Source organism: Marivirga sp., from assembly GCF_051117495.1.
Lineage (GTDB): Bacteria > Bacteroidota > Bacteroidia > Cytophagales > Cyclobacteriaceae > Marivirga.
Genome location: NZ_JBNPEF010000005.1, coordinates 89,851 through 103,120, shown reverse-complemented (window position 1 = coordinate 103,120; position 13,270 = coordinate 89,851). Strand labels below are relative to the sequence as shown.

Sequence of the window (13,270 nt, the reverse complement as noted above, 5' to 3'; positions counted from 1 at the left end):
TGACGCTATTTTTTTATGCTAATACCAACTATTTTATAAAGAAGTGTGTCACTTAATATATGAAAAGAGCACTGTTTTTCGTGTTATTAGCATCTTCTATAATTGCTTGCGAAAATGAAGATTTATTAGAATCAAACCCCATTGATTCCAACATACAAATTACACCAACTGAATTTTTTAACGAAAACTCGCTTCGATTAGGGCTTTCATGCAAAACAGAAAAAATTTATCCATGTATTAATTATCCAATTTTAACGGAAGTTACTGTAGTTGAGAATTTAGTAAGTGTAAATTTTATAAGAGTACCAGAAATAGATCTTTGTTTGACTGCTCTTGGTCCAGCAACCACAACAATTGATCTAAGCGATATTTCAAATGGAGACTATGAGCTGGAGCTAAATAATGGTAGGTTGAAAAATACAGGGAGTTTAAGAATCACAAATTCTGAAATAGCATTAGAGGTTGACTCGGAAAAAGGAATTGAAATAATAAGGGAAACTACTAAAAGATTACCAAATAATACTTATTGGGGAACAGTCGGTTATCATACTGAAAACACTATTGATCAAGTCAATGAATTCTTGAATATATTGAAAGCTAAAAATGGAGTTGCCAATTTTAATAATCAAATCCCAGGAGAATATTCATTTTTTGAGATAAATGAAGAAGGAGAAATCATTCCAACTGAAAACTCTGGCTATCACTTTGTTAAATATTTCATTTTTCAATATGATGGAGAGAATAAAGAAACTTTCAAAGATGAAATAGATTTATTATCAACATCTTACTCTGAAGATATGATAATTAAATTTGAAAATTATGAAGGGGATAGAATTTATAACTGGGATTAATTTATAGTCAATAGGATATAATGATAGCGTTGGGAAACTGACGCTACTTTTTTTGGATTATTTTATATAACTAATTTTTTGGTTAGATTGTGCATTATTTTTCTATAGAGTTGTAGCGAATTTTTGACAATATTATGAAACAAACAATCACTTTTTTAACAAGCATTATTTTACTTGTTTCTTGTTCAGAAAGAGAAATCCAACAAATTGATTTTTCCACAGATTATAAATTTACTTCTGAAATAGAGGAGCAAATATTAAATGATACCAGTCCATCGAGATATCAAAGATCAGCCTCAGACTTTGCTAAAAAAGGCGATTATAAAAATGCCTTAATTCATTGGGATATGGGGATGCCTACCCAAGACAGGAATTACACAAAAACAGAAATTGATTCTATCAATTCAAAATATTCTATTGTAAATGCAGCGGATTATATTATTCAAGAAGCACAAAAAAATCAGGTGGTAATGATAAATGAAGCGCATCATAATTCTATGCACAGAGCTTTTACAAAATCATTACTTCAAAGACTATTCGATAATGGATATAAAAATTTGGGTTTAGAAGCTTTAAACAATAGAGTGGATTTAGATTCAGTACTTACTAGTCGTGGATATCCTATTCAAAAAACAGGTTACTATATACAAGATCCGCAATTTGGAAACTTGGTAAGAGATGCATTAGAAATTGGATATAATTTGTTCGCTTATGAGAATATGGAAAAAGGAGGAGGAAAACCGAGAGAAATTGAGCAAGCCAAGTACATTCAGAAAGAAATAGAATCAAAACCAAACGAAAAATTTCTAATTCATTGTGGCTTTGCCCATCTGATGGAGGGGAATTATAGCGGATGGGAAAAAGCGATGGCAGGAAGATTGACTGAATATACCGGGATCAATCCATTAACCATCAATCAAGTTGAGTATAGTGAAAGAAGTAAAGCAAAATTTAACCACCCTCTTTTGAAGGCATTTAATATAAAAGAATCATCCGTTTTGATCGATGATGATAATCATCCATTAAAGTATGAACGCAGAGATGCGTGGGCTGACATTGCTGTTTTGCATCCGAATACTAAATATGTTAACAACAGACCTAATTGGTTATTTGAAAATGGAAATCAGAATGCTTCATTAGAATTGAGGGATATTCCGATTGAGTTTCCAGTTTTGGTTTTGGCTTACAAAAAAGGAGAAGATATAAATGAGGCCGTGCCCATCGATATTGTGGAAGTAGAAAATAATACAGACAAATGCCATCTTGCTTTAAAAAAAGGAGAATATGAAATTGTGGTGACTAGTAAAGTAAAGTCCTACATATTTGAGAAAACTGTTAAGTAATCAGTGTTGCTTTGAGATTCTGAATAAATATAATCTACCTTAGTCTCTTTTTCCTACCTTTATACCAGTCAAATGATTTTCAATTTTGTAAGGTATTAAGGTAAATGTGATGAATGGAATTTTAAATATTAACAGAAATCTAATTGTTTTTGGAAGCCTAATAATTCTTTTTGGAATTTTAATTTTTATAATGAATTCTCCCATTATTCAAGGTAATCAAGCCTTGAGTATGGGAATTTCTGTAGACTTAGTATTGACTGTTCCGCTTATTTATTTTCTACTTATCCGCAAAACAAAAATTCCTAATACCACAGTAATCCCAGTTATTGTTATTGGGCTTATATTGGGATTTTACTTCTTGCCAAAAGAAAGCCAAACATATCTAGTATTATTCAAAACTTGGGCTTTACCCGTAATCGAAGTTTCAGCACTGTTTTTTGTAATTATTAAAATTCTTAGTGCTGTTAAGACTTACAAAGAATTAAAAGGTGTTTCCCCCGATTTTTTTACTACTTTGAAAAACACCTGTTACCAAATTCTTCCTAAAAGACTTGCAATTCCCTTTACAACCGAGATAGCAGTAATCTATTATGGATTCATTAATTGGAGAAGCCGACCACTTCAGGAAAATGAATTTACTTACCATAAGAACAGTGGAACCCCGGCTTTATTTGGTGCAACTATTTTGATTATTGCAGTAGAAACATTTGCGATTCACTTTTTACTCGCTCAATGGAATAATGTTTTTGCTTGGGTTTTGACAGCATTAAGCATTTATATGGCTATTCAAGTTTTAGGGTTTGCCAAATCACTTTCTAAAAGACCAATTTCTATCAATCAAAATAGTCTAAGTTTAAAATATGGGATCTTGAACGAAGTTGAGATTTCATTTTCAGATATAGCAAAAATAGAGCGATCAAGTAAACCATTGGATAAGAATGAATTTACGAAAATGCTTTGTCCCTTAGGGGAACTTGAAAGTCATAATATGATAATTCATTTGAAAAATGAGAACGAATTGATTGGTCTTTATGGAATGAAAAAGAAATTTAAAGTGATTGGCTTATTCGTAGATCAACCTCAAGATTTTAAGGAAGCAATTGAAAAAGCATTAGAAAAATGAGCAGAATTTAAAAGGATAATCTTGGGAATTTAGAAAGGGTAAATAATAAAACCCTAAACTTATTAGCATCTATTTATGACCCATTAAAAAGGTTATTATGAAAACTACAATCCTGGAAAAATTTTAGCATTACTTTTCACCAATAGATTTCAATAACATTTCTATTTTGAATGAAATCTATTCAGATGATATAGTTTTCAAAGACCCTGTTCACGAAATATATGGAATTGAAAACCTCAAAAAATACTTTAATAAACTGAATGAGAATCTGATAGACGGCTCATTTAATTTTACTAATGAATCCATAGTGGATAACAGATTCTTTTTGTCTTGGGAAATGAATCTAAAATTAAAAAGACCGAAAAAGAATGTGAAAGCATCGGGCATATCGGTGCTGATAATAGAGGAAAAAATTGTTAGCCAAAGAGACTACTTTGATGCTGGGGAGCTCTTCTATGAAAACATTCCTGTTTTGGGAGGAATAATCCGAAGCATAAAAAAGAAATTAGCGTAGAGATAAATTTTAACCTTTATAAGGTAAGTCAGATGAGGTACTCCCCCCTTCGCCCCCCTCAAGGGGGGAGTCGCACGGAACTTCTTTCGTTTTTTAATTTGATAATAACTTTTAATCTTTGGTAACATTTGATTGCAATAACATGAGTGTTACTACAATATTAAAATAGAACTAACCCGACCAATTCCGAGGAACTCGGAAAAGCGGGTGGGAGGAAAGTTTAGCGGGCCAGCGAGGCCTTGAGGGTGGAAGCATTAAACTTTCTTGATTTTTTCTATCTTTTTTATCAAGAAAAAAGATTAAAAAGAAAACTCAAGGTATAAATGGTAATCATAAAGCACAAATGAATATAAGAGATTAATAAAAGGCTTTTTCATTTTATTAATCTTCTCACCCCCCAATTCCGTAATAAACAACTTAAGTTTGCAAACAATATTTAAAAATCAAATTTTCCATGGATAACCCATTACTAAAAGACTTTAACACCCCATTTCAAACACCGCCATTTGATAAAATAAAATCCGAGCATTTTATGCCGGCCATAGAAGCAGCCATTAAACAAGCCAAGCAAGAAATTGACGATATCACTTCTCAAAGTACAGCGCCTACTTTCGAAAACACCTTGGAAGCAATGGAATTTGCAGGAGAAAAATTAAGCTCGGTTTCTTCGATTTTATTCAACCTGAACAGTGCTGAAACCAATAAAAAAATTCAAGAAGTAGCCAGAGAGGCTTCTCCAATATTATCTGAATTTGGCAATGACATTTGGCAAAATGCAGATTTATTTGAGCGTGTAAAAGCAGTTTATAATCAAAAAGATCAGCTAGAACTTGACAATGAGCAAGAAATGCTGTTGACCAAAACCTACAAATCCTTTATTCGAAATGGAGCAGATTTGAATGAAAAAGACAAAGCCCGCTTTAAGGAAATTACCAAAAAGCTTTCCCAACTCAGCCTTACTTTTGGTGAAAATGTTTTGGCCGAGACCAATGATTACGAATTGGTAATTTCAGATGAAAAAGACTTGAGCGGATTGCCTGATTCTGCCATTCGACAAGCTGCGAATACAGCCAAGGCAAAAGGCAAAGAAGGAAAATGGGTTTTCATCTTGCAAGCACCAAGCTTTGTTCCATTTATGGAAAATGCAGATAATCGTTCATTGAGGGAAGAGCTTTATAGAGCCTTTATGTCCAAAGCCAATAAAAATGATGAGCGAGATAATAAAGCCATTATTCAGGAAATCGTCAATCTTCGAAGTGAGAAAGTCAGTCTTTTAGGCTATGATACTTATGCAGATTATGTGTTGGAAGAAAGAATGGCAGAAAGTAAGGATAAAGTGCAAGCTTTTTTGGATGATCTGTTACAACAAGCCTTACCAAAAGCAAAGGAAGAGGTAGCCGAAATAAAAGCATTTGTAAAAGAACTAGGCGATGATATTGACTTGCAGCGTTGGGATTGGGGCTATTACTCTGAAAAATTGAAAAAGAAAAAATATGCCATTGACTATGAATTGCTAAGACCTTATTTCAAATTGGAAAATGTGTTGGATGGGGTATTCCAATCGGCTGAAAAGTTATATGATATTCATTTTAAAGAAGTCAACAATATTCAAGTTTACCATGAAGATGTAACCACTTATGAAGTTAGCACCACTTCAGGTGAACATGTTGCCATTTTCTATGCCGATTTCCATCCGAGAGAAGGAAAAAGAGGAGGCGCCTGGATGACGACTTATCGGGATCAATATCGAAAAAATGGAGAAGAATTCAGACCCTTGGTTTCCAATGTCTGCAATTTCACCCCATCTTCACCGGGCAATCCGAGCCTGTTGACATTCAATGAAGTCACCACTTTGTTTCATGAATTTGGGCATGCGCTGCACGCCATGTTAGGAAACAGCCGCTACGGCAGCTTGTCTGGAGCCAATGTGTATTGGGATTTCGTGGAATTGCCTTCCCAGATATTTGAAAACTGGTGTTATGAAAAAGAATGCCTCGATTTATTTGCTAAGCATTATGATACAGGCGAAAAAATTCCGCAGGAATATGTGGAAAAAATAAAAGCCAGCAGTACTTATCATGAAGCCTATGCCACCGTAAGGCAAGTTAGTTTAGCACTTTTGGACATGGCATATTTCAGTTTAAACAGAGATGAAGCTGAAAATATTGAAGATGTAGCCGACTTTGAAGAAAAAGCCATGGCACCAACTAAATTATTCCCGAAAGTGGAAGGCACATTAATGAGCACTCAATTCGGTCATATATTTTCTGGTGGTTATGCCTCAGGTTATTACAGCTACAAATGGGCAGAAGTTTTGGATGCAGACGCCTTCTCCTTATTCAAAGAAAAAGGCATTTTCAATAAGGAAGTCGCACAATCTTTTAAAGACAACATCCTTTCCAAAGGAGGAAGCGAACACCCAATGGAACTATACAAAAGATTCAGAGGAAGAGAACCAAAAATTGAGGCTTTGCTGGAAAGGGCAGGGTTGAAATAAAATCTTTTGGTCAAGTTGATTTAACTTAAACGTTTCAGGAATTTTCTGGGGCGCTTTTTTTATGTGGAATTTTAAGGCTTATCGAAAAGGTTCGGGTTTACTAAGGTTTTAATTTTGAAGTTTTTATATTTGATAATAAAATGTATCAGTAATGTTGATGGCCAAAGGTCGTATGCTATGCTGAAAAGCCAACCGCACAATAGCACATTTGGTTTTTGCCGACACGCCAGCAGAACTAAAAAACCAAAAGAGCTATTTTTTTGCCAAGGTTAACTGACTATATTAGATTTAATGTGAATGATATAACAAAACTAAATGGAATTAAGATTTATCGGACAAGGTTTAGACCCTACAATTGACTCCACCGCAGGAAATTTAATTATTGATTCATTGATTGATGAACAATTTAATTCTTTCAATGCGTTTGTTGCATTCGTTAGCATTGGTGGCATTAACAATATTATTGATCAGCTAACCGCTTTCAAAGCAAGAGGTGGAGCAATTCGTTTATATTTAGGAGTTGACTTAAACGGAACTTCTAAAGAAGCTTTGGAGAAACTAATTGAACTTGAAGTTGAGACATACATTGTTTTCTCTCCGAACAATATTATTTATCATCCAAAAATATACGCTTTTGAAGGAGATACTTTTTCCAGAGCAGTTGTAGGTTCTTCCAATTTGACAGAAAGAGGACTTTTCCAAAGTATTGAATCTTCAGTTTACGTCAATTTTAATAATGAAGATGATGAAATGGGAATTGAATTTTTGGCTAATATTTATGAGCACTACAACAAGATAATAAATAACGATCACCCAAGTTGCCAAAGACTTACTTCTGAAGTTTTGGAAATTCTTGTCAACAGCAAAATCGTTTTGCCTGAAACAGTTAATAGAGCCAAGTTCAATAAAATTAATCGAGAGTTTGGCGAAAAAGATTCTGCTGCTTATGATGCGTTGTTAAAAAGTTTTAGAAAACTAAAACCAAAAAGACCACCAAGAGGATATAAAAAAGTTGCTTCCAAAGAGGAAATAATTGTTGAGGAAAACAAAGAACTAAATGTTGTAAACGAAACTACTGAATTACCCGAAGGCTCAATGTGGATTGAAACAGGGAAAATGACAGGTGGTTCAAAAAATCAACTCGATATGTCTAAGAAGGGAAAGCGTAAAGGAGGGCTTCTTCAAGGAAGTGTAGTCTATTTCGGCTTAGACCCTGACGATGTTAGTGCTTCAAAGAATATTGATATTCATTTAGGAGGTAAGGTCTATAAAGAAAATCCTGTTTTTTATACCCCAGGAAACAGCAATTGGAGAATACAATTGAAAGGAGTAACAGATGACGATGAAAAACTAACCACCATTTCAAGAATGCAATTAGGACAAGATGGAGGTTTTGTAAACAAAATACTTTTGTTTACTAGGATTGATGACACAAACTACAAAATTGAAATACTTGATGCAGACGACAGAGATATGCTAATTGAAAACTCTTCAATTTGGGGAAAGATGGGAAATGTGACTACTGGCAGGGCCTATGGGTTCATTTAGTTGTATCGCCTCTAATTCAATTTTAAACCAATTCAAATCTTCTTTTGAATATTGCTTACTGAATTCAGTAAGCACCAGTTCAACTTCTGAATCAGTTAATTTGTATAGAGCCATAAAAAGCAAATCAATTTTTCTAACAGTTTCAAATTTGCTTTCGGTTCTGATTTCAATTTGCAATTCCAAATTCTCAAAGAGAGTATTTAAACGAACATCATTTTTTAAAAGGGAAAACACAAGCAACGAAATATGATGTTTAATGGTGGCCTCGACACCTTTAAATTCTATTTTGCTTTCGGCTTGCTCTATGTTCGGAACAGGCATTTGGTTTATTACTGACTGAGTTAAATCAATCCCACTCAATTTTTTCTTCAAGATAAAATCAAACACCACCGAATTAAAAAGCCCTGACAAATACAGTAAGTCATTTTGGTTTGTAGTTAAAAACTGAACCGATTGTGATGCAGGGATAAAAGGTAAAACGGTAGCAATGCAAGTTCTTGTGTTAGTTGCAGAAGTTAAACTTCTCCAAACTAACATAAATTTCTCGTTGTGATTTTTGGAAAGCTGTTGCCACTTTTCAGCATTGATAAAAAATCTTGATTCAGGAAAATAATCTGTAATCATTTTTTTTGATTCATCAATATTCACCGAAGATGATTTATTACCGTATCTCAATTCATCCTCTACTCCGTTGAATCCTGAAAACTTCCCATCAAATTGGTTGAAGAATTTCCCCTCATAAATCGGGACATTATCTTTTGCCTTTTTCTTTGTGATAAACTCTGCATGACTTGTTAAGTGAACAATTCTTCCAAATCTCACATTCTCATAAACATTTTTGAAAAATGGAAAGTCATAAGAAACTCTTAAAAGAAAATCCGCTTCTCTTTTGTTTGAGAAGTTTGGAAGCATTCCAGTAAATGGATTTAGTACCTTCAATCTTTCGTATGACAATTCAATTTCTGGTTTGGCTTTTTCAATTTCTGAAACTTCTCTGAGGTTCATTGAAACATGAAATCTTTTACTGTTAGAATTGCCTAACAGTAAAAAGCAAAACCGTTCTCTGCTATCAATATTGAAAATCTTTTTACGATTAATAAAATCATAAATAGCAACAACATAATTTTCCTTTGTCAAATACTTAAAAAGATTTTGATTCACTTGACTTGATACGATGGCACTTTTTAAAACCAAACCGACAACACCTCTTTTCGTTTTCAACTTCACAGCAGCATTTGTAAACAAAGCATAAGTGTTCAATTCGCCATTGTTTGACAAAGTAAAAAAGGGGTTTTTCTTTAAATCCGATTTAGCTTTTTCGATTTCTAGTTTGAACTTTTTTGAATATTCAGCTAATTGAATATTGTTCAATTCTGTTTCTGCAATTTCATTTGTTCGGCTTGACTTGAAATGATTTTTAGCAACTGTATTTGAATAGAGAGCATAAAACTTTTTTTCTTCAAACCTTATTTTCTCCCAAGGTGGATTTCCTAGGATAACATCATAATTTTTCAGTTTGTTTTTGCTTAAACTGAGTTGCTCATGGTAAATAAATCCGCTTGAAAAAACTTCAACCTTTTTAGATTCATCTCTTGTAAAATCGGACTGCAATAAAAAGTTTGCATGAATGAATTTTTCATTCAATGATTTGTAGAGTGACGGATTCTTAATCTTCAAAAGTAAATTCAGCTTTGCGACTTCCAAAGCCAAGTAATCCACATCAAAGGCAGAAATATTTAAAGCAATTGCCTTCAGCAATTCCAATTTACTTTCTTCCTCAATTTTCCACCTCTCAAACAAGTTTTGAAAGTAGTCAATGACTGCAATAATGAAATTGCCACCACCACAAGAGAAGTCAGCAAAACTTATTGAAGTGATTTCATTCAGAAATTCTTTGTCAACATTTCCGAAATTCGATTCAAAAAAAGTATCAATAGTTTTTTCAGTAACTGACTTTGCAAAGTTTGCAGGTGTGTAATAACTGCCTAACTTGTTTCTATAATTTTTTGCAGTTGAAATTTCCGTTCCTTTATTTTCATTTCCAGTTTCAATTCCCAACAGCGTTTCATAAAGCGTAGACACATCAATTGATTCAACACCTATCAAATTGCAAAGGTTTTCATCAATCAATTTCGTTAATCTTTCATCTGCATTATCAATTATTGATGAAAGTAAATTTTCATCAGCAAATAAATTTTTAAGCCAGTGATTTGTTGAAGAAACAATTTTGCAATGTTCTCTATTGGAATTATTCTTCAAGAAAATTATTGAAGCGGTAAAAACCGCTTTTACTTTAAATCTTTCCCTATTGAGTTCAATAGGGTCTATGTTTTGCTGATTTGCAAAACACTTTGAAAGATGTTCTTTCAAAATATAGCCGTATATATCTAATGCCTTATCCATTATGAAATTGTCCGACAGTTAAAGATTCACTGGAATAAGTAACCAATGGTCTGTTAAAGAAGCTACTTTTATGATGTTTTTGAAGAATTGAAATAATTCGTTCAGTCAAATCAATTTGTCTATTCAGGAACATATATTTTTCCCTTATTGATTCAATCAATTTTAATAAATCAAAAACTTCAAATTTGTAAACTGAAATTTGCTTTATCCCCAACTCATTCAAAATAATCTTGTGAAGTAAGTCATTAAAATACTTTGCTTTTGTGCTTTTAAATTGCGAAACATTCTTTTTGATATAATCAAAAATCGGTTTAGGGTTCACATCAAGTTTGTAGGATAAATCTTCAAAAATACTTTCGCTACCAACCGAATAACCATTAATTGCTCTGCTTGTTGACGAGCAATTCAAATCAATACTTCCAGAGAGAAGCAAATCCAATTGCTCTGAATTTACGCTCAAAGATTTTTTCTTGTTAAAGAAAGGAGATTCACCAACAACACTTTTCACTTCCTGCAATTCTTTTGAATTGAAGTTGTAATGCTTTCTGATTTCAAGTTCAATTTTTGATTCCAAGAAAAGCCGTTGATAATCGCTTTCAATATCTTCAATGATTAACTTTTCAAGAAACGAATCAATATTTTTTATTTTAAAATAATTAAAGTGTTGAAACTCAAAGTTTGGTAATTTTTTTTGTAGATATTTTTCTTTTAAGTCCAAACATTTTTTGCTTTTCTCGGCAATAAATTTTGAATCTAAAATATTTGGTACGACAGGAATTTTGGAAATGTAACCCGCGCTGATTGTGAATTTTGGATTAATTAGTTTCAATAGGAAGGTTGCAATCTTTGAATTCAAGAATGCAAGGTGAGCATACTTATCCCCTTTTAAAACCTGAATACCTGGGCCTGATGCAATGAAAACTTGATTCTCTTTCAGCATTCTAACATTCAATCCCAAAGTTCCAGTATCACTGTAAACAAGTTGAGTTGAATGAATCTTATCAATGTTTCTTAATGCACTTCCCTTATTTGCTTTTATAATTTCCGCTTTTTCTCCCCAATGAACTTTGTAATAATTCAAGCCAGCCCATTTGCTGAAACCCCCGCCTTTACTAACCAATTTCCAGTTAGGACTTCCATTAACTTCCCAAGCAAATTTGACAAACTCCTTGTTGTTTCCAGTTGAAGTTCCCTGCATTGGATTTGCAAACTCTGAATAGAGTTGAAGCCCTTGAATGTTTTCAAACCGATGTTCTAATTGATAGTTGAATTCAAGATGACTGTTTTTTAAAAACTGATTTTGGTTTAGCTCAAAAGTCAGTTCAGCAGAAATATTTTTTTGTGTTACTAAACTTTTTTTCTCTGCAATATTTTTGAACTTCAAATTGTAAAACCTTGTAGATTTTATTTCAGAGTATCCGATAACACACAACGCAACATTTGTTTTCTCACCATTAATATCTTCAAAAGCATTGCTTCCTAAATCAATACACTCTTTCAAAGTTTGATTTGCTAAAAATATTTTTCTGAAATCTTTGAGTGAGGACAAATACATCCAGTTGTTTTGTGACACAACTCCGAAAACATCTTTGTCATTCATCAACTGAATGGTTCTTTGGATAAAAGACACACACAAATCTCCTTTGCTTTCAGGATAGTTTGCAAGCAAATAATTTTTAAGTGAAGTATCCATATCCCGTTTGCCCATGAATGGAGGGTTAGTAACGAAAACTTTAATCTTTTTCTCTTTATTGAGTTTCTTCAATTGAGTTTTGAAAGTTGTTCTGCCAATTACGTTTGAAGTAACCTGAGGATTCAAGAAACCTAATTTGTCATTTGCAACTCCTCCGAAAATTTTAATCTGAGTTGATTTTTTTGGAACTGCATAACCGCAAGCTTTTACAAACAAAGACAATGAAGCAATTTTAGATAGGTTTGAATCCAAATCATAACCGACAATTGAACTATTCAAAATCGTATCAATAATCTTTTGGTTTGACCAATTCGGTTTGGATATTTTGTAAAGTTCATAAAGGCGTTCAAAAGAATAATTCAAGAAATTACCGCCACCAGAAGCGGAATCAATCACAACTACTTTTTGAATATTGCTTTTATCAAAGCCTGACAATGATTCATTCACTAAATATTTCACCATGTATTTATCAGTAAAAAACTGGGTGGTAAAAAGTAAATCCGAATCTTCAATTTTGGAGTTATTTTTCCCAATTCTCTTTAAAGCAAGTTTTTCCAAATCCTTTTTCAAAAATTGATACGACCAAGAAATTATATCATCAACATCATCATCAGTTTTTTCAAAAACAATTTTCAGTTTTTCAAACACAGAAAAAAGCAACGCTTTATTAAGTTGAGATTCTGTTGAAAGAAATATTTTAATCAATTCAGGAAATCTTTGTTTGACAAGTTGAATCTCTGTTTCGAACTCAGAATGAAAATTTGTAAAAGAGATTTTAACTTTGTCAGTTTGACTTTGCTTCTTTCTCAATGTAAAAGTTGCAATCAGGACAGAAAAAAAGATGCTCAAGTTCTGCACAGGAATTTTCTTCTCCATAGGACTTAAACTTCCAATGAAATATGCAATTAAACTTTTGATTTTCTGCTTCACAATTATTTCTATTTATTATTTTTAGCGTAATTAGTTAATTGTTCATTAACAAGTTGTATCGCATCATAAGTAGTTTCGTTTGCACCATACTCTTTTAAAATTTTTTCAGCAGTATGTTTGACTCTTAACTCTTCCTCTGGCACACCGTAGTATACGGAAAGTTTTTTTAATTGCTCTGATGTGGGCAATCGCTCCCCTCGTTCTATTTTACTTAATAAAGGAGAGTCAATATCGGTTCCGACAGCAACTTGATGTAGAGTTTCTTTACGCTCATTTCTTAATTCTCTAAAAAACTTTCCAATTGAAATTTCTGCATTCATATTAGGTTATACAAAATAAGACTTGTCAAACTTTGTCAAAAGTACTAA

Annotated in this window: 9 protein-coding genes; 6 read left to right on the top strand and 3 right to left on the bottom strand. The window is 32.8% G+C overall.

The features are described 5' to 3' along the window. Positions 1–59 precede the first annotated feature (59 nt). The 6 genes from ACFE0M_RS04060 to ACFE0M_RS04035 all read left to right on the top strand — a co-directional run bounded on the left by ACFE0M_RS04060 (position 60) and on the right by ACFE0M_RS04035 (position 7,876). Positions 60–851 (top strand): hypothetical protein, encoded by a 792-nt coding sequence (locus tag ACFE0M_RS04060; RefSeq protein WP_434544464.1) that lies wholly within the window; start codon positions 60–62, stop codon positions 849–851. A 134-nt stretch (positions 852–985) separates the two neighbouring features. Further along, positions 986–2,194, top strand: a complete 1,209-nt coding sequence (locus ACFE0M_RS04055; protein ID WP_434544463.1) for a hypothetical protein — start codon at positions 986–988, stop codon at positions 2,192–2,194. 190 nt (positions 2,195–2,384) lie between these two features. Beyond that, positions 2,385–3,317 carry a hypothetical protein gene (locus tag ACFE0M_RS04050; protein WP_434544462.1) on the top strand — a complete coding sequence of 311 codons (933 nt, stop codon included), beginning with the start codon at positions 2,385–2,387 and terminating at the stop codon, positions 3,315–3,317. A 166-nt stretch (positions 3,318–3,483) separates the two neighbouring features. Further along, positions 3,484–3,831, top strand: coding sequence for a nuclear transport factor 2 family protein (locus tag ACFE0M_RS04045; protein WP_434544461.1), 348 nt, complete (start codon positions 3,484–3,486; stop codon positions 3,829–3,831). 454 nt (positions 3,832–4,285) lie between these two features. Beyond that, the gene (locus tag ACFE0M_RS04040) at positions 4,286–6,328 is read left to right on the top strand and encodes a M3 family metallopeptidase (protein WP_434544460.1); all 2,043 of its coding nucleotides are present in this window, start codon (positions 4,286–4,288) and stop codon (positions 6,326–6,328) included. A gap of 315 nt (positions 6,329–6,643) precedes the next feature. Then, entirely contained in the window at positions 6,644–7,876 is a 1,233-nt protein-coding gene (locus ACFE0M_RS04035) for a phospholipase D-like domain-containing protein (RefSeq protein WP_434544459.1), read from the top strand. Here the strand turns inward: ACFE0M_RS04035 and ACFE0M_RS04030 are convergent. Genes ACFE0M_RS04030 through ACFE0M_RS04020 form a run of 3 tightly spaced genes read right to left on the bottom strand, consistent with a single transcriptional unit; the run spans position 7,820 to position 13,222 of the window. Then, on the bottom strand, positions 7,820–10,279 hold the full coding sequence (locus ACFE0M_RS04030) for an Eco57I restriction-modification methylase domain-containing protein (RefSeq protein WP_434544458.1): 2,460 nt from the start codon (positions 10,277–10,279) through the stop codon (positions 7,820–7,822). The genes ACFE0M_RS04035 and ACFE0M_RS04030 overlap by 57 nt on opposite strands. After that, positions 10,272–12,902, bottom strand: coding sequence for an Eco57I restriction-modification methylase domain-containing protein (locus ACFE0M_RS04025; protein WP_434544457.1), 2,631 nt, complete (start codon positions 12,900–12,902; stop codon positions 10,272–10,274). Before ACFE0M_RS04025 ends, ACFE0M_RS04030 begins: the two co-directional genes overlap by 8 nt. 8 nt (positions 12,903–12,910) lie before the next feature. Continuing rightward, positions 12,911–13,222, bottom strand: a complete 312-nt coding sequence (locus ACFE0M_RS04020) for a helix-turn-helix domain-containing protein (RefSeq protein WP_434544456.1) — start codon at positions 13,220–13,222, stop codon at positions 12,911–12,913. Positions 13,223–13,270 lie beyond the last annotated feature (48 nt).